The following is a 20,834-nucleotide window of genomic DNA, read 5'->3' as shown; positions in this document are numbered from 1 at the left end:
CGGTCTCATTCGCCTCCGCCCGAAGCAGTCCGGACAGGCCCGCCCCGAACACTCCGCCGCAGGTCAGGACACCTACGGCCCCAGCCGGACCCCCAAACGAACATTTGGAAAGCGCGTTTGGGGCAACCCCTCGAGAGTTCGAATCTCGTATCCTCCGCCAGTGCCTCACCGGGCACGATGTCGAAGGGCCCCACCGTTCGCGGTGGGGCCCTTCGACGTTCCCCGCCTCAGTCTCCGTCTCAACCGCCATCCGGAGCGGGATCACCTCACACGACAGGCGCGCCGAGGAACGCGGCGAGCGCGGTGTCCGCCTCGGTGACGGCCAGGGGGCCGGCGCTCAGGGAGTCGTGGACGAATGCCACCGAAGCGTCCTCGATGCCGCAGAACTCGGATATCCCGACCCGCAGCTGGCGGTCGATCAGGGTGTCCCAGCCGAGCTCGGCGAACTGCTCGCGCGGGTAGCTGGACAGCCCGAGCCAGAGCATCCGCTTGGCACCCAGGCGGGGGCGGCTGCGGCCGTACGCGAAGCCGTAGTTCCAGACCCGGTCGATCCAGCCCTTGAGGATGGCCGGGAGGCCGAACCACCAGACCGGGAAGACCACGACGATGGTGTCGGCGGTGTCGATCCGGGCCATGTGGGCCCGGGCCTCGGGCGAGTACTCCTTGTCACGGTCCGCCCAGTCCGGCTCGTCCTCGGGGCCGGTGCGGGGATCGAAGCCCTCGGCGTACAGGTCGAGCAGGTCGACGGTGTACCCGTCGGCCGCCAGGCGTTCGCGGGTGCGGTGGGCGATCCGCGCGGTGAGGGAGTCGCCGCGCGGGTGGGCGAGGACCAGCAGGGCGCTCCGTGCCACGGTCCTCATCCGTCCAGCCGGATGAGCATCTTGCCGGTGTTGGCGCCGCGCATCACGCCGAGGAAGGCCGCGGGCGCCTGGTCGATGCCCTGCAGGACGGTCTCCTCGGTGCGCAGCGTGCCGTCGGCGAGCCAGCCCGCGGCACGCCCGATCCACTCGGGGAACAGGTGGAAGTAGTTGTTGACGAGCATGCCCCGCAGGGTCAGCTCCTTGGAGACCGCCTGGAACAGGTTGTCGGGGCCGGGGGCCGGCGCGGTGGCGTTGTAGCCGCTGATCGCGCCGACCAGTGCGATCCGGCCGCCGCCGCGCATCGCGCCGATCGCCGCCCGCAGGTGGTCGCCGCCGACGCTGTCGAGGTACACATCGACGCCGTCGGGCGCGGCCTGGGCCAGTTGCTCGTCCAGCGAGCCCGCGCGGTAGTCGATGGCGGCGTCGTACCCGAAGTCCGTCACCAGCTTCTTCGCCTTCTCCGGGCCGCCGGCCGAGCCGATCACCCGGGACGCCCCGAGCTTGCGGGCCAGCTGACCCGCGACGCTGCCCACGGCGCCGGCGGCGGCGGAGACGAACACCACGTCGCCCTCGCGCACCGGGGCGGTCACGGTCAGCGCCGCGTAGGCGCTCAGGCCGGTGGTGCCCAGCGCGCCCAGGTACGCCTGCGCCGGGGCGAGGGCGGTGTCGATGACGGTCGCGGCGGCGGCGTCCAGCACGGCGTACTCCCGCCAGCCCAGGAAGTGGGAGACGGTCGCGCCGACCGGCACGGCGTCGGACCGCGAGGCGACCACCACGCCGACCGCACTGCCCTCCAGCGCGGCGCCGAGCCGGAACGGCGGGATGTACGACGGCACGTCGTCCATCCGGCCGCGCATGTACGGGTCCACCGACATCCAGGTGTTGCGGACGACGATCTCGCCCGCGGCCGGCTCCGGCAGTTCGGTGCGGACCAGCTCGAAGGCATCCGCGGTGGGCTCGCCGGCAGGGCGCGCGGCGAGCCGGATCTCGGCGGAGACGACGGCGGTCGGGTCGGTCGGGTCGGTCGTCGGGTTCGGCATGACGGGCTTCCTCTTCCGTTCGGTGGGGACGTTCTCGTTCACGGGGACGACTCTGCCGAGGGCCGCGCACGAACGGCTGACGGTCCACGCACGGGCACGCACGACGGCCCTCTCAGGGCGGGGCTAACGTGGCGTCATGCGTTTCGAAGTGCTGGGCCCGCTGCAGGTCCGTACCGACGAGGGCGCCCCCGTCACCGTCCGCGAGCCGAAGGTCCGTGCCCTGCTGGCCGATCTGCTGGCGCACCACGGGCAGCCGTTGTCGGCGGACCGCCTGATCGACGACCTGTGGGGCGAGGCGGCCCCCGGCAACGCGGCCAACACGCTCCAGACCAAGGTCTCGCAGCTGCGCCGGACGCTGGAGCTGGCCGAGCCCGGCGGCCGGGGGCTGGTCGTCCGCCGGCCGGCCGGCTATCTGATGCAGGTGCCGGACGACGCGGTGGACTCCGGCCGGTTCGCCGCGCTGACGGCGCAGGCGCGCCGCACCGAGGACCCGCGCGGCCGGGTGCCGCTGCTGTCGGACGCCCTGGCGCTCTGGCGCGGGCCGGCCTTCACCGAGTTCCGCGACGACGCCTTCGCCCGGGCGGCCGGCACCAGGCTGGACGAACAGCGGCTGACCGCGCTGGAGGAACTGGCCGGGATACGCCTGGAGCTCGGCGAACACCACGCGCTCGCCGACGAGTTGAGCGACCTCGTACGGCAGCACCCGCTGCGCGACCGGCTGCGGGCCGTGCACATGCGGTCGCTCTACCGCTCCGGCCGGCAGGCGGAGGCACTGGACGGTTATCGCGAGTTGACGGAGCAGCTGGCCGAGGAACTGGGGCTCGACCCCGGCCCCGAGCTGGTCGCCCTTCACCGGGCGATACTTCGGCAGGACCCGGCACTGGCGCCCGCTCCGGCACCCTCGGCCCCGCCACCGGCCCCCGCCCCCGCCACCGCTCCGCCCCGTACGAACCTCCCTGCCGCGTTGACCGAGCTGGTCGGGCGGCGCCAGGACGTCGCCCAGGTCCGCGCCCTCCTCGAATCGGGCCGGCTGGTCACCCTCACCGGACCGGGTGGCGTCGGCAAGACCCGGCTCGCCCTGGAGGCCGCCGCACCGGCGGCCGACGCCTTCCCCGACGGGGCCTGGCTGGTCGACCTCGCGGCCGGGACCGCCGGTGCCGGCGACGACACCGGCGGGGTGACCTCGGCGGTGGCCACCGCGCTGGGCATCCGCGATCACGCCGCCGTCGGCCTGCCCGCCGGACGGGCGGCGGACCGGCTCGCCCACGCGCTCGGCCCCCGACGCATGCTGCTCGTCCTGGACAACTGCGAGCACCTGGTCCAGCCGGTCGCCGAGCTGACCGAGCGACTGCTGCGCCACGCGCCGGGCCTGCGCGTCCTGGCCACCAGCCGGGAGCCACTGGCGATCTCCGGCGAGACACTGCACGCGGTCGAGCCGCTGCGGGAGTCCGACGCCGTACGGCTCTTCGCCGCGCGGGCGGCGGCGGCCTCCCCGGGATTCGCCCTCGGCCCTGCCAACGCCGACGCCGTGGCCCTGATCTGCGAACGCCTGGACGGGATCCCGCTGGCGCTGGAGCTCGCCGCCGCCCGGGTACGGGCCCTGGGCGTCCACGAGCTCGCCGAGCGCCTGGGCGACCGCTTCCGCCTGCTGAACGCGGGCCGCCGGGACGCGCCCGCCCGGCAGCGGACCCTGCGCGCGGTGATCGACTGGAGCTGGGGGCTGCTGACCGGCCCCGAACGCGCCGTGCTGCGCAGGCTGGCCGTCTTCGCCGGCGGCTGCGCCCTGGCCGCCGCCGAGGAGGTCTGCGCCGGACCGGACGTGCCCGCCGACACCGTCCTCGACGTGGTCACCCGCCTGGTGGACCGCTCGCTGGTCACCGTGCTGGACGGCGAGGACGGCCCCCGGTACCGGATGTTGGAGTCGGTGGCCGCCTACAGCCTCGACCGGCTCGACGAAGCAGGCGAGTCGCGGCCGACCCGCCGGCGCCACCGGGTCCACTACACCGAACTGGCCGAACGGGCGGAGCCGTGGCTGTACGGCCCCGACCAGCGCCGATGGCTGCGGCGACTCGACAGCGACAGCGCGAACCTGCGCTGCGCGCTCGCAGACGCCGCGGCGGGCGGCGACGCGGCCGACGGCGACGACCTGGCGGTGCGCCAGGTCAACGCGCTGGCCTGGTACTGGTTCCTGCGGGGCCGCCTCGACGAGGCCCGGCGCTCGTTCGACCTGGCGCTGGACTCCGGCCGCTTCGGCGACGGCGGACCGGACTCCGGCCGGGGCTCCCGCACCGCCCGGAGCAGCGCACTGGCGAGGCGGGCCGCGTTCGCGGTGCTGACGGGCGACGACACACAACCGGCGCAGCCGGTCGACGACGCCGACGTCAGGGCCCGATGGTTCCTGGCCCTCGCCCGCTGCGGCTTCGGCGGCTCGCCCGAAAAGGACCGGACCGCCGATCTGCTGGCCGAGTTCCGCTCCCGCGGCGACCACTGGGGCATGGCCGCGGCGCAGAGCACTCTCGCCACCCAGGCCATGTACCTGGGCGACCTCGCCGGCCTCAGGCGGCACGCCGTCGACAGCGCGGCCCGCTTCGCCGGACTCGGCGACGGGTGGGGCCAGTTGCAGGCCGCCGAACAGCTGGGCGTGCTGGCCGAGATCGCCGGTGACTACGACGAGGCCGCCCGTCTGCACCGCGACGGCGTGCGCATCGCGGAGGAGCTCCAGCTCTGGACGGACGTCTCGTTCCGGTTGTCCAGGCTGGGCAGGATCGCGCTGCTCACCGGCGAGTACGCGTCCGCCGCGGAGTTCCACGAGCGGGCCCGGCGGCTGGCCGCCGAGCAGTCCCACAGGCCCGCCGAACAGTTCGCCGCGACCGGGCTCGCCCTCGGGGCCCGCAGGCAGGGCGACCTCGAAGCCGCCGAGGCGCATCTGCGTCCCTGGCTGGACTGGAACCGCAGACTGGGCGTGGATTCCGGAACGGCCCTGGTCCTCGCCGAGCTCGGCTTCGTCGCCGAGCAGCACGGCGATGCCCTCCGGGCGCGGGCGCTGCACCTGGAGGGGCTGGCCGCGGCACGCAGGACGGGCGATCCCCGGGCGGTCGCGCTCGCGCTCGAAGGGCTGGCCGGCGCGCAGGCGCTCGCGGGGCGGCCCGGCCAGGCCGCCCGGCTGCTCGGCACGGCCGCCGCTGTCCGGGAGTCGGTCGGCGCACCGCTCCCCCGGGCCGAACGCGGCGACGTCGACCGCGTCACCGCGCGCGCGACCGGGGCCCTGGGCGAGGACTCCTTCGCCACCGCTTTCCAGCAGGGCCGCGACCTGCAACCCGAAGACCACCTGCGGCACTTGCCCCCGCTTCCCGCGGGTGACCCGGGCGCCGGAGCGGCACACTGACCCGATCACCGGCCCGCCCGGGTTGCCGGAGGAAGCCCTGACCGGTCAGAACGTGGCCATGCCGTGGTCGCGGCTCCGGTCGCGGTCGCCGCTCCCGGGCTCGTCCATGGCGTGCGCCGGCCCCTGTGCCTCGACGTACGCCTCGGCGGCGTCCCACGGGGCGTCGCTGTAGACGATCAGGACGTCCGGGAGGCCGTCCGGGACGGTGGGGCGCAGCTCTATCCGGTGGTCGTGGCCACGGAACCGGCAGGTCTCCACCCGGGCGCGGATCGCGCCCGGACGGGGTTCCGGGGAGAGCCTGAGCTGACGCGGCCGCAGCAGCACCGGGCCGTGCCGGTCGCCACCGGCGGTGGTGGCGGTCAAGGGGAGGCTGCCGAACGCGGTCACGGCCATGTCGGCGGTCAGGGCGGCCGGGACCAGGTTGGCCTCGCCCAGGAAGCGGGCGATCCCGGTGTCGGCGGGCTCCTGGTAGAGCTGCCGAGGGGTCGCCTGCTGGGCGATGCGGCCGTCACGCATGACGGCGATGGTGTCGGCGAAGGACAGCGCTTCCTCCTGGTCGTGGGTGACCAGGACCGCGGTCGCCCCGGCGCGGCGCAGGGTGGCCGCGACCTCGGCGCGCAGTTCGGTGCGCAGGGCCGCGTCCAGGGCGGCGAACGGCTCGTCCAGCAGCAGCAGTTCCGGTTCGGTCGCCAGGGCGCGGGCGAGGGCGACACGCTGCTGCTGACCGCCGGAGAGCTGGTGCGGGTGACGCTTGCCGAGGCCGTCGAGGCCGACCAGGGCGAGCAGTTCTGCGACCTTCTCGCGGCGGCGGCCCCGCGGCAGGCCGAAGCCGATGTTGCCGGCCACGGTCAGGTGCGGGAACAGCGCACCGTCCTGCGGCACGTAGCCGATCCGGCGGCGCTCGGCGGGCAGCCGGCGCCGGCCGTCGTCCAGCAGCCGTGCGCCCAGGGCGACTTCGCCGTCCGCGGCGGGGTGGAAACCGGCCATCACCCGCAGCAGGGTGCTCTTGCCGCAGCCGGACGGGCCGAGTACGCAGGCCAGCGCGCCGTCGGCGACCGTCATGTCGACCCCGGAGAGGATCTCGGTCCGGCCGTGGGCGGCACGCAGCCCGGTGATCACAAGGCCGCTCATCAGCTGGCCTCCTCAGGGGAGTCGGCGCCGAGGGTACGGCGGGTGAGCAGCAGGACGGGCGGCACGGACATGGCCACCATCAGCGCGGCGTACGGTGCGGCGGCGCCGTACGCCAGGCCGCTGGTGTAGATCCAGAACTGGGTGGCGAGGGTCTCGGTGCCGGTCGGGCGGAGCAGCAGGGTGGCGGTCAGCTCGGTGCTCGCGGTGAGGGCGACCATGGCGGCGGCCGCGCCGAGGCCGGGCAGGACGAGGGGCAGCGTGACCCTGGCCAGGACCGCGGCGGGGCGGGTGCCGAGGGAGCGGGCCACCTCCTCGACGCCGGGCGGCACTTGGGCGAGCGCGGCCCGTACGGCGGTGAGGGCGAGCGGGAAGTAGAGCACGACGTACCCGGCGACGAGCATCGGCGGCTGCTGGTAGAACGGCTGGGCGTAGCGGATCGCGAAATAGACGATGGAGAGGGCGACCGCGATGCCCGGCAGGGCGCGGGTGATGTAGGCGGCGCTCTCGGCCGCCCGGGCGAGCCGGCTGCCGCGCCGCCAGGCGTACAGCGCGACGGGGACCGCGGCGGCGGTGGCGACGAGGGCCGCCATGGCGGCATAGCCGAGGGTGGTGAGCGCGGCGGTCAGCATCGAGGCCTGCGGCAGGGTGGTGGAGCTGCCGCGCACCAGCCAATAGCCGAGGGCGTAGACCGGCACGCCGAGCGCGGTGGCGACCAGGGTGCCCAGTGCCGCCTGGGCGGGCAGCGTCCAGCGGCCGAGCCCGACCGGCGCGGCGCGGCGCCCGGCGGTGGCCCGGCGGGCCGTGCGGCCGCGGCGTCCCGCCATCGCCTCCAGGCCGACCAGGAGCAGGGCGAGGGCGACCAGGACCAGGGTGAGCAGGGCGGCAGAGGCGGCGTCGAAACCCAGCTTGTACTGGCTGAAGATGGCGGTCGCGAAGGTGGTGAACCGCAGCATGGCGAACGCCCCGTACTCGCCCAGCAGATAGAGCGAGACCAGCAGCGCACCGCCGGCCAGCGCGGGGCGGGTGAGCGGCAGGGTGACCCGCCAGAGGGTCGCGAACGGCCCTCGTCCGAGGCTTCGGGAGACCTCCTCCGCGGCGGTGTCGGCGCGCCGCAGCGTGGCGGCGACCGGGAGGAACACGAGCGGGTAGAGCGAGCACGTCATCACGAGCACCGCTCCCCAGTAGCCGCGCACCGAGCCGGTCAGCGAGACCCATGAGTAGCCGCGGACGAACTCGGGCACGGCGAGCGGAAGGGCGAGCGCGACGGTCCACCAGCGGCGGCCGGGCAGGTCGGTGCGCTCCACCAGATACGCGGCGCCGAAGCCCAGCACGGTGGTGGCGAGGGCCACGGCGAGGGCGAGCGTGGCGGTGTTCCACAGCAGGGTGGCGATCAGCGGGCGGCCCAGCAGCCGCTGTGCCTGGTCCCGGCCCGCCTGGGCGGCCTGGACGCCGACGAACACCAGTGGCGAGGCCACCGCGAGGGCGACGGCCGAGGCGACGAGCGGAAGCAGGCCGGCGGCCCGCCACCGCAACGGCGATGGCGGACCGTCGGGACGTGGGAGCGTGCTCACGCCAGGAGACCGGTGTCCTGGAGCAGCTTGAGGGCCTCCTTGCCGTCGCCGAGGTCGGCGACATCGGCGACGGTCCCGATTTTGCCGAGCTCGGGGAGCTCGCTCTTGCCCTTGACGCCCGGGACGAGCGGGTACTCGTAGCTCTCGGAGCTCGCGATCACGTTCTGCGCGGGCGCACCGGCCAGATAGGCGAGGAACGCCTGGGCGGCCTGCTGGTGCTTGCCGCTCTTGAGGACGGCCGCGCCCGAGACGTCGACCAGCGCGCCCGGGTCGCCCTTGGCGAAGTAGTGCAGCTTGGCGTGGGTCTTGGCGGCGGTCTGCTCGTCGCGCAGGCGGTAGAAGTAGTAGTGGTCGATGACGCCGCCCTCGACCTCGCCCTTGTTGACGGCGACGGACAGGTCCTCGTTGCTCTCGTAGGTCTTGGCGTTGGCCTTGAGGCCCTCGAGCCACTTCTTGGCGCCGTCCGCGCCATCGGTCTTGATCATCCGGGTGACGACCGGGGCGAAGTCGGTCTCGCCCGGGGCGATGCCGAGGCGGCCCTTCCACTCCGGCTTGGCCAGGTCGCGCACGGAGGCGGGCGGCGCGGTGTCGGCGCCCTTGCCCTCGGCGGCGAGGAAGGCGGCGGTCCGGGCGGAGACGCCGACCCAGTCGCCCTTGGGGGAGCTGTCCGCGGCGGGGACGGCCTTGAGGGTCTCCGGGCGGACGGAGGCCAGCAGCCCCTTCTCCTCCAGGGTGGTCAGCGCGGGCGGGTTCTCCGCGTAGAAGACGTCGGCGGGGGAGGCCGCGCCCTCCTGGAGGATCTGGTTGGCGAGCTCGGCCTCGTCGCCGGACCGCAGCTTGACCTTGACGCCGGTGCGCTTCTCGAAGTCCGCGGCCAGGGCCTTGACGGTCTGCTCGTGCTGGCCGCTGTAGACGGTGATCGTCTGGCCCTTGAGCGACGCGCCGTCCGACGCCGACGAGGCGGCGTTGTCGGTCTTGGTGTCGGACGAGCTGCCGCAGGCGGACAGCCCGAGGGTGCAGACGGCCGCGAGCGACAGCCCGACGGCCGGCCGGAGGGATCGGAGCATGGTGGGGGGACCTCCGCGGTGAGCGGGGTTCGGCCGTGACGGCTCCACCCCGGATGGCTGGATCCAACCGGATACGAGGGCACATACACCGACTCACGCAGTGCCGGACCCGGCTTGGTGGCGCAGAACCTAGGCCAGGAAAGGCTTGCCTAACAAGTTTCGCGATGTCAGATCTCGTCCCCGCAACGATGCGGGCAAGCGCAGGCGATTGAAGGCTCAATTTCGAGCAAAGGGCCCCGGCGTGGACACCCGTGCGGGCGTTCTCCGGCTCGCCGGGCACGCGCGGCCGACGGTCGGGTATCGGCCACCGGCGATCGCCGCGGCCCGCTCAGGGAAGCAGTCGCTGTTCCTTCGCCACCGCCACCGCGCCGGCTCTCGTGTCCACGCCCAATTTGTCGTAGATCCGGCCCAGATGGGTCTTCACGGTGGCCTGGCTGATGAACAGCGCGCGGGCGATGTCGCGGTTTCCGAGGCCTTGCGCGAGCTGGCCGAGGATGTCGAGTTCACGGGCGGTCAGGGTGGGCCGCGCGGCGCCGCGCATCTGGTTCATGACACGGCTGGCGACGGGAGGGGAGAGTGTGGTGCGCCCCTGGGCGGCGGCGCGGATCGCCGTGAAGAGCTCCTCGGGACGCTCGGCCTTGAGCAGATAGCCGGTGGCACCCGCGGCGATGGCGCGGGCGATGTCGGCGTCCGTGTCATAGGTGGTGAGGACCAGCACATGGATGCCGGTTGCCGAGATGCTGCGGGTGGCCTCCACCCCGTCGATGCCGGGGCCGAGCTGGAGATCCATCAGCACCACGTCCGGCCGGAGTTTCGCGGCCATGGCCACCGCCTCCTCACCGGTGCCCGCCTCCCCCGCCACCTCGATGTCGGGTTCGCTGCCGAGCAGGGCGAGCAGCCCGGCGCGCACCACCGCGTGGTCGTCGCAGAGCAGGATGCGGACAGCGGCTTCGGTCATGACGAAAGGTCCAGGGGGATCGCGGCGGACAGGACCGTGCCCTCGCCCGGCACCGACTCGACGGTCAGGGTGCCGCCGAGCCGGCCGGCCCGGGCGCGCATCGCGGGCAGCCCGTGCCCCCGCGCACCCGGCGCCGGCTCGGCCGCGCCCGGCACGTCGAAGCCGACGCCGTCGTCGGCGACGTCCAGGACCACCTGGTCGTCCAGGTGGGTGAGGGTGAGAGTGGCCGTCGTGGCGCCCGCGTGCTCGCGTACGTTCGCCAGCGCGCCCTGCGCGATGCGCAGCAACGCGGAGGCGACACGGTCGGGCAGCGCGACGGCCGGTGTGCCCTCGACGTGGCAACGCACCGCGAGACCGCCGGACTCCTTCGACCCGCGCGCGGCCAGGGCGCGCAGCGCCTGTTCCAGGGTGCCGCCGTCGGCGAGATCGGCGGGGGCGAGGTCGTGGACGAAGCGTCGCGCTTCGGCCAGGTTCCGCTCGGCGATCGAGGCCGCCGTGCGCACGTGCCGGTGAGCGGTTCCGGGGTCGGCCGCCCATACCCGGTCGGCCGCCTGGAGCAGCATCTGCTGGCTGGACAGGCCCTGCGCGAGGGTGTCGTGGATCTCCATCGACAGGCGCTGCCGTTCGGCGAGGGTGCCTTCGCGGCGCTCGGTGGCGGCGAGTTCGCGCCGGGTGCGGATCAGGTCGTCGATCAGCTCCCGCTGCCGGTCGGCCTGGCGCTGCATGTGGACGAAAACGGCGGCTGCGATCGCCGCGACGGCGGGCGGGGCGAGAATCAGGTTCGGGTCGAAGCGCCCTGTGGACAGCTTCAGTTGGGCGGCGACCACGAAGGCCGTGAGCACCGCGACGAGGGCGAGCGCCGCGCGCGGGGGCAGGGTGCGCAGCCCCGTGAAGAACAGCGGCACCGCACACCAGGCGAAGCTCGGCGCGAGGACCACCAGCACCATCCAGACGACGACCACCGCCACCAGCCAGGCGAGCCGAAGCGGCGCGGGAGACGCGAGGGGCGCGGGGCCGAGCACGTACAGCAGCGCGAGACCGGCGGACAGCACGATGATCCACGGGGTGTGCGGGTCACCGGGGTGACGCGTCAGGAACCGGGCCAGCGACGCGCCGAGCAGCAGGAAGAACGACGCGCGCATGACGACCGCGAGCCGCCGCTCTCCCGGGGCGGTGGCCTCTGCCGTCGGCCCTTCGCGTCGCATCCAACCCTCCTCGACCCCTCCTCGACCTGCGCATACCCGCTCATCCTGACCCGGCGGGGCCACCCTCGCATCAGCCGATCGGCTGACGGGAGGGTCGGCCGTCGCGCCCGGAACGAGCAGCCGCCGGGCCGAGGCGGCGGGCCTGTTCCCGGCCGGAGGATCGAGCCATGACCAACACCAAGAAGCTCCTCGCCGCCTCCGCCGCCGTCCTCGCCGCCGGAACGATCGGCGCCGTCGCCGCCAACGCCGCGTCCCCCGCGGCCGGGACCCGGACCACGGTCAAGGCCGACGCCGACGACCGCAACCTCGCGCAGTCGACGCACCTGACGATCGCCGCCGCCACCAAGGCGGCCCAGGCGAGCCTCGACGCCGCCGCCAAGGAGGGCCAGAAGGTCTCCGTCGCAGTCGTCGACCGCGACGGCAACACCGTCGTCACGCTCCGCGGCGACGGCGCGGGCCCGCAGTCCTACACCTCCGCCGAGAAGAAGGCCTTCACCGCCGTCTCCTGGAACGCGCCCACCTCCGCCCTGGTGAGCCGCCTCTCCCAGACCCCGAACCTCAAGGACATCCCCGGCACCCTCTTCCTGCCCGGCGGCGCCCCGGTCCAGGCGAAGGGCGCCCCCATCGCGGCCATCGGCGTGGCGGGCGCCCCCAGCGGCGACCTCGACGAGAAGTTCGCCCAGGCGGGCGTGGCGGCGCTGAACAAGTAGCCGCCCAAGCAGCTGCGGTCCCACTGGTAAGGAGCCGAACACCAAGAGTATGGTCTCTTGTATGGCGACAAAAAAGGTGACGGTGACGATTCCCGAGGATCTCCTTGACGAGATCCGCGCGGAGGCGGCGGAGCGGGGCCTGTCGGCGTACGTTGCCGAGGCGCTGCGCTTCAAGCGGGACCGGGACCGACTCCGGGAACTGGTCGATTGGCTGCAGGAAGAACACGGCCCCGTCACCGAGGACGAGCGTGCGGCCGCCTGCGAGGAACTGGAGGACCTCGACGCCGAACACGAGCGGCGCCGCGCCGCCGGGAAGCACAACGCCGGAGAGGCCGCGTGAAGAAGCGGGCCGATGAGCACGAGCGGCCTCTCCGTGTCTTCGTACTGGACTGCGAAGCCCTGTCACTGGCGGTGCGCGGCGACCGGAAGATGATCGCCTGGCTCGATCTGGCAGCCCGGGGTGAGGCCGAGGTGGTGACATCTCCCATGACGCTGGTCGAGGCATACGACGGGAGGACCACCGAGCAACGCTGGGACTGGATACTCTCCCGGCTCACAGTCGCCGACATCGGTAAGGACGAAGCACGCCAGGCCCGCCGGCTGCTGGCCGACGCCGAGCTGCACGGCCACAAGTACGCGATCGACGCGGTGCTCGCCGTCATCGCGCGCCGACAGAAGGGGCAGGTCACCGTCTTCACCTCGGACGTGGACGACCTGGAGCGACTGGTCCCGGACTCGATCGTCGTCAAGAAGGTATGACCCGACGCTTCTGGTCTCAGCCCGCCAGCCCCGCGACGACTTCGGCGTTCGGCAGCTGCGACAGGAGGCTCCCGGGAAGGATCAGCTTGCCCCGGCGCCTGCCGCTGCCGACGAGAACATGCGGTGCGGAGGCGACTGCCTCGTCGATCAGGAGCGGCCAGCCCTCCGGCAGCCCGACGGGGGAGATCCCTCCGTACTCCATGCCGGTCTCCGTCACTGCGACGTCCATCGGGGCGAACGACGCCTTGCGCGCGCCGAGGTGCTTGCGCACCGCCTTGTTGACGTCGACCCGGGTCGTCGCCAGAGCGACGCATGCCGCGTACGTGACGTCCTGCCCGCGCTTGGCGGCGATGACCACACAGTTCGCGGAGGCCTCCAGGGGGACGTCGTAGGCCGCACAGAAGGCGGCGGTGTCGGCCACCTCGGGGTCCGTGTCGACGACCAGCACGGAGCCGAGGGATTCGGAGCCCCGCCACTGCTCCAGGGCGGCGGCCACGGGCTCCGGGAGGAGTCCGGGCCGGGTGGCGGCCGGCCAGGCTTCCTCGAAGCGGCCGAAGGGTGCGGTCGACGAAGGCTGGATCATGAACGCATCGTAATCGGGCGCCGATCCGGGCCCACCACTTTCCCTTATCAGGATGAACCCCCGCCCCACACGGTGTCGCCGTCGGCCGAGCCCCGGTTGGTGTCCCGGACCAGCGGTCCATACGGCGACGCGCGCGGAGGAGCACCCATGGCAGACGCAACGATCCTGTTCGCGGTACGGGAGGTGCCGGAGGGCGGGGGTGCCGGGGCCGGGCAGTTGCGCAGGGTCCGGCGGGAGCTGGAGGGGCGCGGGTTCGATGTGCGCTGGGCCGTCACGGCCGACGACGCCCAGGCCGTGCTGCGCACCGAGGCGGGGCTGGCGGGCGCCGTCGTGGACTAGAACCTCCCCGCGGACGGCAAGAGCGACGGCGAGCCCGGCGGCGCCGACGTGCTGCGGCGGACCGGGCGGCGCTTCCAGGACCTGCCGGTCTTCCTGATCACGGACGGCGAGGATCTCGACAACCTGCCGCTGTGGGTGGCGGAGACGGTGATCGGCTACATCTGGCCGCTGGAGGACACCGCCGCGTTCATCGCGGGGCGGATCGCCAGCGCCGCCCGCGGCTACCAGGAGGGCCTGCTGCCGCCGTTCTTCAAGGCGCTGCGCCGCTTCGACGACGCGCACGAGTACTCCTGGCACACCCCGGCCCACTCCGGCGGCGTCGCGTTCCTGAAGTCGCCGGTCGGCCGGGCGTTCCACGACTACTTCGGGGAGCGGCTGCTGCGCAGCGACCTGTCGATCTCGGTCGAGGAGCTCGGCTCGCTGTTCGAGCACACCGGTCCGGTCGGCGACGCCGAGCGCAACGCCGCCCGCGTCTTCGGCGCCGAGCGCACCTACTTCGTCCTGCACGGCGACTCGACCTGTGACCGCATGGTCGGCCACTTCAGCGTCACCCGGGACGAGATCGCGCTGGTGGACCGCAACTGCCACAAGTCGGTGCTGCACGGGCTGGTCCTCTCCGGGGCCCGGCCGGTCTATCTGGTGCCGAGCCGCAACGGCTACGGGCTGGCGGGCCCCCTGCCGCCGGCCGGGATCGAGGCGCGGTCGGTCGCCGCCCGGATCGCCCACAACCCGCTGGCCGGGGAGGCGGTGTCCCCCGAGGCGCAGTACGCGGTGCTCACCAACTCCACGTACGACGGGCTGTGTTACGACGCCGTGCAGGTCGCCCGGGCGCTCGCGCCGAGCACGCCGCGGCTCCACTTCGACGAGGCGTGGTTCGCGTACGCCCGGTTCCACCCTCTCTACGCCGGGCGCTACGGCATGGCGGTGGACCCCGGCACCTTCCCCGGGCCCGAGCGTCCCACCGTCTTCTCCACCCAGTCGACCCACAAGCTGCTGGCCGCGCTGTCGCAGAGCGCCATGGTGCACGTCAGGTCCGCGCCCCGGGCGCCGGTGGAGCACGACCGGTTCAACGAGGCGTTCATGATGCACGGCACCACCTCGCCGCTGTATCCGATGATCGCCTCCCTGGACGTGGCCGCCGCGATGATGGACGGGCCCCAGGGCCGCTGGCTGATCGACGAGGCGGTGACCGAGGCGGTCCGCTTCCGCCAGACGGTCGTGCGCGTCGGCCGGCGCATCGCGGCCGCCGGCGACCGGCCCGACTGGTTCTTCGGCGTGTGGCAGCCGGAGACGGTGACCGACCCGGCCAGCGGCGAGCGGATGGCCTTCGCCGACGCCCCCGCCGAGCTGCTGCGCACCGAGCCGTCCTGCTGGGAGCTGGAGCCCGGGGCCGGCTGGCACGGCTTCGCCGGGCTGGCCGAGGGCTACTGCCTGCTCGATCCCGTCAAGGTCACGCTCACCTGCCCCGGCATCGACGCCACCGGGCGGATGGCCGAACGGGGCATCCCCGCCCGCGTCCTCACCGCCTATCTGGCGACCAGGAACATCGTGGTGGAGAAGACCGACAGCTACACCACGCTCGTCCTGTTCTCCATGGGGATCACCAAGGGCAAGTGGGGCACCCTGATGGACGCCCTGATGGACTTCAAGGCGCTGTACGACCAGGACACGCCGCTGGAGCGACTGCTGCCGGAGCTGGTCGCCGCCCACCCCCGCCGCTACACCGGCCGGAGCCTGCGCGAGCTGTGCCAGGAGATGCACGAGCACCTGCGCGGGGCGCGCCTGGTGGAGCTGCTCGACACCGCCTTCCAGGACCTGCCCGAGCCGGTCACCCCGCCGCAGGCCTGCTACCAGCGCCTCGTCCGCGGCGGCACCGAGCGCGTACGGCTGGCCGACGCCGCCGACCGGGTGGCCGCCGCCATGGTGACCGTCACCCCGCCGGGCATCCCGGTCCTGATGCCCGGCGAGAACACCGGTGCCCCGGACGGTCCCCTGCTGCGCTATCTGACCGCGCTGGAGTCCTTCGACCGGCGCTTCCCCGGCTTCCACAGCGAGACCCACGGCGTCACCCTCGACCCGGACAGCGGCGACTACCTCATCGAGTGCGTACGCCGGATCCCGGCCCAGCAGGACAAGGGCGCGGCCGGGACGCGTCGGGAGACCCCGCGGCCCTGAAGCCCTCAGGCCGCCTGCGACTGGCGACCGGGCGGCCCGATGACCGCACCGAGGACGGCGTTGTTGGGGATGAGCGTCCTGCCGTCCTCGGTGTGCAGCTCGACGAACAGCAGCGTCATGTCGGTCACCTCGCCCTCGATCCGGCCGCCGAGCGGGCCCGACTGCACGCTGATCTTCGCGCCGATCGCGAACGGGTGCGCGACCATCAGCACCAGGCCCGCGAAGATGTTGCCCAGCACCGGCTGGGCGGCGATGCCCAGGAGCACACCGGTCAGCGCGCCGCCCAGCAGCAGCTTCCCCCAGGGCACCCGGAGCAGGCTCAGCGCGCCCAGGATCACCAGCGCGTAGCCGGACAGCAGGCATATCACCCGCAGCGCGGCGGACCGGTTGTCGCTGATCCGGCCGGTCAGCAGCTTCACCAGGTCGTCCGTGGCCCCGCGCACCGCGATCAGGGCCCCCACCAGGAAGACCCCCGCGCTGACGCCGGCGATCACCCGGGAGGTGAGCGACTGGTGGCTGTCCGGGCTGCCCAGCAGTCCGCCGAAGTTGAGGGAGACGACGAGCCCGCCGACGGCGAGCGACGTGATGACCACGGCGCGCCGGGTCCGGATCACCCCTCGCCAGTGCAGCCGGTGGTGGCCGTCGGCGATACCTGCGGCAATGCGGTCGTGGTCCACCGATGAGCCCCCTGTGGTGCGGATGTCGCGCAGCAGACTACCCACGGTCCCGGGGCGGCGGATGCCACGCTCCGGCCGGCGGCACGCGTGGTGGCCCGGGTCAAACCTTGACCAAGTAGTTGCGCAATCGTGCAAGTAAGGGTCTATGCTTCTGGAGGTTCGAAAAGCAGGAGGCACCTCGTTCGGTGAGGCGTCTGCACGGACACAGGCCACTGACCCCACGACGTCGAGAGACGCCCAGGGTCAGGACAGGTCTCCCCGACTTAAGGGGTGACCCCAAGTGGCTTCCCCGGTCGGGGGATTACGCCGTGCAGTGCCAAAGCTCTGACGAGTTGGGGTGAACCGGCCCGGAGGCCGGTCCGCTCCTTGCCGAGTCGTCGACGCGATGCGCGTCCCGGCCGGAAGGAGGCGAGAGACATGGACAGCAGTTGCAGTAGTCAGGGCCACAGCAGCCCCTCGTTCCGCATGCCCTCGCCCTTCTCCGGCACACGGTAACCACCTTCCCCGCGGGCTCGACCGCGCCACCGCCCCCACCCGTTCGGCACCCGGCCGACCCGGGCCGCCGGGCTGCGCTCCCGCGGGTGAGAACGGCCGTCGCGCGCCGCCGACTCCTCGCCCTGCCCAGGCGTCCGGGAGGCTCCCATGACCGATCTGATCACCGACCCCACGATCCCGGCGCCGCGCACCGCGGTCCTGGACGACGCCCACATCGGCGACATCCGCGGTGCGCTCGGCACCATCAAGCTGGACGACCACGGCGAACGCCGCGGCCTGTCCGCCAAGTTCAAGACCCTGCTGGCGATCGTCGGCCCCGGGCTGATCGTGATGGTCGGCGACAACGACGCCGGCGCCTTCGCCACGTACGGCCAGGCGGGCCAGAACTACGGCACCAGCCTGCTGTGGACCCTGCTCCTGCTGGTCCCGGTGCTGTACGTGAACCAGGAGATGGTCCTGCGGCTGGGCGCGGTGACCGGGGTCGGGCACGCCCGCCTCATCCTGGAGCGGTTCGGGAAGTTCTGGGGCGCCTTCTCCGTCATCGACCTGTTCCTGCTCAACGCGCTGACCCTGGTGACCGAGTTCATAGGCATCACCCTGGCGACCGGCTATCTGGGGCTGCCCAAGGTGGCGTCGGTGATCCTGGCCGCCGCGATCATCATCGCCTCGGCGTTCACCGGGTCGTTCCGCCGCTTCGAGCGGGTCGCCATCGCGCTGTGCGCGGGCAGCCTGCTGCTCGTCCCCGTCTACTTCCTGGTCCACCCCAAGTCCTCGCAGATGGCCCACGACTTCGTCGTGCCCGTCATCCCCGGCGGCTCCGGGGAGCTGGCCACCGTCATGCTGCTGATCATCGGAATCGTCGGCACCACCGTGGCGCCCTGGCAGCTGTTCTTCCAGCAGTCGTACGTCATCGACAAGCGCATCACCCCGCGCTTCATGAAGTACGAGAAGGCCGACCTGTGGCTCGGCATCGCCGTCGTGGTGATCGGCGCCGCGGCCATGATGGGCATCGCGGCCGCGACCTTCGCCGGCACCGGGCACTTCGGCGACTTCACCGACGCCGGGGGCCTGGCCACCGGCATCGAGGCGCACGCCGGGAAGCTCGCCGGGGTGCTCTTCGCGATCGCCCTGCTGGACGCCTCCATCATCGGCGCGTTCGCCGTGTCGCTGTCCACCGCGTACGCCATCGGCGACGTCCTCGGCATGAAGCACTCGCTGCACCGCGGCATCAAGGGCGCCAAGGGCTTCTACGCGGTCTACGCCGGGCTGGTCGCCGCGGCCGCCGCCATCGTGCTGATCCCCGGCTCCCCGCTGGGCCTGCTCACCGAGGGCGTCCAGACCCTCGCCGGGGTCCTGCTCCCGTCCGCCTCGGTGTTCCTCCTGCTGCTCTGCAACGACAAGCAGGTCCTCGGTCCCTGGGTCAACGGGCCCAAGACCAACGCCTTCACCGCGGCGGTCGTCGGCGTCCTGGTCACCCTCTCGGTCATCCTGACCGCCTCGGTCCTCTTCCCCGACATCACCGCGGGCGCGATCCTCGACATCATGGCCGCCTGCGGCGTCGCCGGGGTCCTCGCGGCGGGCTACGCCTTCACCCGGCTGCGCACCGGGACGAAGGAGGACCCGATCGACCGCACCGGCCGGGACAGCTGGCGGATGCCCCCGCTGGAGACCCTGGCCCGCCCGGTCATGGCCACCGGCCGCAAGATCGGCATGGGGGCGCTGCGCACCTACCTCCTGGTCGCGATGGTCCTGGTCGTCATCAAGCTCGTCCGGGTGGCCCTCGGCCAGTGACCGGACGCTGTCCGGGGCGGTCGGCCCCGCCCCGGACGCCCCTGCCCTCCGCTCCCGTCGAGCGGAGGGCTTTTTTCATGCCCCGCGCCGGGCACGCCCGGATCCTCAAGGGGCTCCCCGGACGCTCTCCGGGGCCGACTGTGCGGAGTTCTCGAACACTTCTTGGGCCACGACCGGGCCGCTCCAACACTGTGGATGCCGTCGGAAGAGAGGAACGAAGCATGTCCCGACGCCATACGCTCCTCGGGTTGTTCGTCGTGGTCATCTGGGGTGCGAACTTCGTGGTGATCGATGCGGGCCTCGAGTCCTTCCCACCACTGCTCTTCGCCGCCCTGCGCTTCGCACTCGTCGCTTTTCCCGCCGTGTTGTTCATCGGCGGGCCGGGCTCCCCCTGGAAGCTGGTGGCCCTGGTCGGACTCCTCCAGGGCGCCGGTCAGTTCGGGCTGCTCTTCGTCGGGATGAACCTCGGGGTCCCGCCCGGCCTGGCCTCCCTCGTGCTGCAGGGGCAGGCCGGGTTCACCGTGCTCTTCGCCTTTCTGGTGCTGCGCGAGAAGCCGAACCGGATCGCGCTGTCCGGCGTCCTGGCCGGCGTGGCCGGCCTCGCGGTCATCGCTCTCGGCTCCGGCTCGTCGCCGGTCGGCGCCCTGTTGATCGTCATCGCCGCCGGCGCCTGCTGGGCCTCGGCGAACATCACCACGCGCGTCGCCCAGCCGAACAGCGGCTTCCGGCTGACCATCTGGTCGGCGCTGGCGGCCCCCGTACCGCTGGCGCTGCTCTCCCTGGTCTTCGAAGGCCCCTCCCGCGACGGCCACGCGCTCACCCACCTCACATGGCAGGGCGTCGGCTCCCTGGCCTTCACGGTGGTGCTCTCCAGCATCGTCGCGTTCGGCATCTGGGCGTCCCTGCTGAAGACGTATCCGGCGGGATCCGTCGGATCGCTCTCGCTGCTGGTGCCCGTCGTCGGGGTCGCCACCTCCTGGCTGGTGAACGACGAAGTGCCGACGGCCGCCGAATGGGCGGGCGGCGCGCTCATCCTCATCGGCGTCGTGGCCGTCATCCGGCAGGACGCCATCCGCTCCGTGGGGCGCGTGTTCTCCCGCAATTCTCCGCACACAAACGACCGATCAGAGTCGGCCGCGCGACCGCAGCCGGCGTCGAAAGGACAGCCGTGACCATCCAGAAGCACCGTACGAACGAGGTGGCCGACAGCCTGCGCGAGCTGGGCCACGCCTCGGGGGACATGGACGAAGCGCTCGGCACCCCCATCACCGGCACTCCCGAGTGGGACGCCTTCACCGCGTCCTGGGAAGACCTCGCGATGGACACGTTCATGGCGGACGGCGGGACCTACCGGCTGCGCCGCTACTCCGAATTCGACTGCACCGCCACCGGGATCGAGCTCCTGCCGCACCAGGCCTACTCTCAGGCGAAAGAGATCAACTACCTGAACGGCGGAGCACCACGGCTCTTCGAGCCCTTCTCCGACGGGGTGGCGCACGGACCCGTCGCCGACACCCTGCTCTCCTGGTGCGCGCGGCAGCTGGACGAGACGGAGGGCCGGGGGCCGCGGACCTGGTTCGCCCAGGTCTTCCAGAACCGGATACTCGCCCGCCCCGGCACCGCCGGCAAGCCCACCCCCGAAGGTGTCCACCGTGACGGCGTGGACTACGTGTTCACGATGGTGATCGACCGCAAGGGCATCACCGGCGGGACGAGTTCGCTGTACGAGGCGCTCCCCAACGGCCGGCACGGCAAGCGGATCGTCAGCGTGGAGATACCCCCGCCCGGCGGCTTCCTCCTCAACGACGACGAGCGGACGCTCCACGGCGTCACTCCCGTGGTCCCGCTTCCGGGGGAGACCGAGGGCTACCGGGACACCTTCATCGCCGTCCTGAGCAGACGCCCCTGAGGCAAGCGGCCGGAAGAGGCGTCCCAGGCCGGACGACCTGAGCCGGGCCTCGGCCGGAGAGCACCACTCCACTTCAGTGGAGCCGAATCCCGCAAGCCTGCGCCCTGACCCAAGTGGGTCCAAACGCAGGACATTCGGACAATCTCCGGCCGACCTGTCGGTCTCTTCGAACATTCGTT

18 protein-coding genes and 1 riboswitch are annotated in these 20,834 nt (G+C 72.8%); of the genes, 9 read left to right on the top strand and 9 right to left on the bottom strand.

What is annotated here, in order from left to right; all coding sequences use genetic code 11:
* Window positions 1-266: 266 nt before the first annotated feature.
* Both DXZ73_RS23405 and DXZ73_RS23400 read right to left on the bottom strand, forming a co-directional pair.
* The gene (locus DXZ73_RS23405; RefSeq protein WP_116213040.1) at window positions 267-860 is read right to left on the bottom strand and encodes an NAD(P)H oxidoreductase; all 594 of its coding nucleotides are present in this window, start codon (window positions 858-860) and stop codon (window positions 267-269) included.
* Window positions 857-1,900, bottom strand: coding sequence for an NADP-dependent oxidoreductase (locus DXZ73_RS23400; RefSeq protein ID WP_116215790.1), 1,044 nt, complete (start codon window positions 1,898-1,900; stop codon window positions 857-859). The genes DXZ73_RS23405 and DXZ73_RS23400 overlap by 4 nt, the downstream gene beginning before the upstream one ends.
* 136 nt (window positions 1,901-2,036) lie before the next feature.
* Between DXZ73_RS23400 and DXZ73_RS23395 the strand changes: the two genes are divergently transcribed.
* Entirely contained in the window at window positions 2,037-5,285 is a 3,249-nt protein-coding gene (locus DXZ73_RS23395) for a BTAD domain-containing putative transcriptional regulator (RefSeq protein ID WP_116213039.1), read from the top strand.
* Window positions 5,286-5,330: 45 nt separating this feature from the next.
* On the opposite strand, the gene DXZ73_RS23390 is transcribed toward DXZ73_RS23395, so the two are convergent.
* The 5 genes from DXZ73_RS23390 to DXZ73_RS23370 form a co-directional block, all read right to left on the bottom strand.
* Window positions 5,331-6,416 carry an ABC transporter ATP-binding protein gene (locus DXZ73_RS23390; RefSeq protein ID WP_116213038.1) on the bottom strand — a complete coding sequence of 362 codons (1,086 nt, stop codon included), beginning with the start codon at window positions 6,414-6,416 and terminating at the stop codon, window positions 5,331-5,333.
* Window positions 6,416-7,987, bottom strand: coding sequence for an ABC transporter permease (locus DXZ73_RS23385; protein WP_205519209.1), 1,572 nt, complete (start codon window positions 7,985-7,987; stop codon window positions 6,416-6,418). The genes DXZ73_RS23390 and DXZ73_RS23385 overlap by 1 nt, the downstream gene beginning before the upstream one ends.
* Window positions 7,984-9,054 carry an iron ABC transporter substrate-binding protein gene (locus DXZ73_RS23380; RefSeq protein WP_116213037.1) on the bottom strand — a complete coding sequence of 357 codons (1,071 nt, stop codon included), beginning with the start codon at window positions 9,052-9,054 and terminating at the stop codon, window positions 7,984-7,986. The genes DXZ73_RS23385 and DXZ73_RS23380 overlap by 4 nt, the downstream gene beginning before the upstream one ends.
* Before the next feature lie 328 nt (window positions 9,055-9,382).
* Complete coding sequence (locus DXZ73_RS23375) at window positions 9,383-10,012, bottom strand: response regulator (RefSeq protein ID WP_116213036.1); 630 nt, start codon at window positions 10,010-10,012, stop codon at window positions 9,383-9,385.
* A complete protein-coding gene (locus tag DXZ73_RS23370; protein WP_116213035.1) occupies window positions 10,009-11,217 on the bottom strand; it encodes a sensor histidine kinase in 1,209 nt (402 codons plus the stop codon). The genes DXZ73_RS23375 and DXZ73_RS23370 overlap by 4 nt, the downstream gene beginning before the upstream one ends.
* A gap of 167 nt (window positions 11,218-11,384) precedes the next feature.
* Here DXZ73_RS23370 and DXZ73_RS23365 point away from each other — a divergent pair, with 167 nt between their 5' ends.
* The 3 genes from DXZ73_RS23365 (at window position 11,385) to DXZ73_RS23355 (ending at window position 12,686) form a co-directional block, all read left to right on the top strand.
* On the top strand, window positions 11,385-11,927 hold the full coding sequence (locus DXZ73_RS23365; RefSeq protein ID WP_116213034.1) for a GlcG/HbpS family heme-binding protein: 543 nt from the start codon (window positions 11,385-11,387) through the stop codon (window positions 11,925-11,927).
* A gap of 61 nt (window positions 11,928-11,988) precedes the next feature.
* Window positions 11,989-12,267 carry a CopG family transcriptional regulator gene (locus DXZ73_RS23360; protein WP_116213033.1) on the top strand — a complete coding sequence of 93 codons (279 nt, stop codon included), beginning with the start codon at window positions 11,989-11,991 and terminating at the stop codon, window positions 12,265-12,267.
* Entirely contained in the window at window positions 12,264-12,686 is a 423-nt protein-coding gene (locus DXZ73_RS23355) for a PIN domain-containing protein (RefSeq protein ID WP_116213032.1), read from the top strand. The genes DXZ73_RS23360 and DXZ73_RS23355 overlap by 4 nt, the downstream gene beginning before the upstream one ends.
* 16 nt (window positions 12,687-12,702) lie before the next feature.
* Here the strand turns inward: DXZ73_RS23355 and DXZ73_RS23350 are convergent, their stop codons facing one another.
* Window positions 12,703-13,269: a YbaK/EbsC family protein gene (locus DXZ73_RS23350; protein WP_116213031.1), complete on the bottom strand. Its 567-nt coding sequence runs from the start codon at window positions 13,267-13,269 to the stop codon at window positions 12,703-12,705.
* A 147-nt stretch (window positions 13,270-13,416) separates the two neighbouring features.
* Here DXZ73_RS23350 and DXZ73_RS40625 point away from each other — a divergent pair, with 147 nt between their 5' ends.
* Both DXZ73_RS40625 and DXZ73_RS23345 read left to right on the top strand, forming a co-directional pair.
* Window positions 13,417-13,608: a hypothetical protein gene (locus DXZ73_RS40625; RefSeq protein ID WP_425315858.1), complete on the top strand. Its 192-nt coding sequence runs from the start codon at window positions 13,417-13,419 to the stop codon at window positions 13,606-13,608.
* A gap of 48 nt (window positions 13,609-13,656) precedes the next feature.
* Entirely contained in the window at window positions 13,657-15,783 is a 2,127-nt protein-coding gene (locus tag DXZ73_RS23345) for an Orn/Lys/Arg decarboxylase N-terminal domain-containing protein (RefSeq protein WP_425315857.1), read from the top strand.
* Between the two features lie 5 nt (window positions 15,784-15,788).
* On the opposite strand, the gene DXZ73_RS23340 is transcribed toward DXZ73_RS23345, so the two are convergent.
* Window positions 15,789-16,505: a mechanosensitive ion channel domain-containing protein gene (locus DXZ73_RS23340; RefSeq protein WP_162890300.1), complete on the bottom strand. Its 717-nt coding sequence runs from the start codon at window positions 16,503-16,505 to the stop codon at window positions 15,789-15,791.
* A gap of 125 nt (window positions 16,506-16,630) precedes the next feature.
* Window positions 16,631-16,804: riboswitch (M-box (ykoK) riboswitch) on the top strand.
* A 298-nt stretch (window positions 16,805-17,102) separates the two neighbouring features.
* Between DXZ73_RS23340 and DXZ73_RS23335 the strand changes: the two genes are divergently transcribed.
* The 3 genes from DXZ73_RS23335 (at window position 17,103) to DXZ73_RS23325 (ending at window position 20,655) form a co-directional block, all read left to right on the top strand.
* Entirely contained in the window at window positions 17,103-18,746 is a 1,644-nt protein-coding gene (locus DXZ73_RS23335; protein WP_116213029.1) for an NRAMP family divalent metal transporter, read from the top strand.
* A 221-nt stretch (window positions 18,747-18,967) separates the two neighbouring features.
* The gene (locus tag DXZ73_RS23330; protein ID WP_162890299.1) at window positions 18,968-19,918 is read left to right on the top strand and encodes an EamA family transporter; all 951 of its coding nucleotides are present in this window, start codon (window positions 18,968-18,970) and stop codon (window positions 19,916-19,918) included.
* Window positions 19,915-20,655, top strand: coding sequence for a 2OG-Fe dioxygenase family protein (locus DXZ73_RS23325; RefSeq protein WP_162890298.1), 741 nt, complete (start codon window positions 19,915-19,917; stop codon window positions 20,653-20,655). Before DXZ73_RS23330 ends, DXZ73_RS23325 begins: the two co-directional genes overlap by 4 nt.
* The last annotated feature ends 179 nt before the right edge of the window (window positions 20,656-20,834 follow it).

It is taken from the genome of Streptoverticillium olivoreticuli subsp. olivoreticuli, assembly GCF_003391135.1.
GTDB lineage: Bacteria > Actinomycetota > Actinomycetes > Streptomycetales > Streptomycetaceae > Streptomyces > Streptomyces blastmyceticus.
This window is presented reverse-complemented; position numbering and strand designations above follow the sequence as displayed.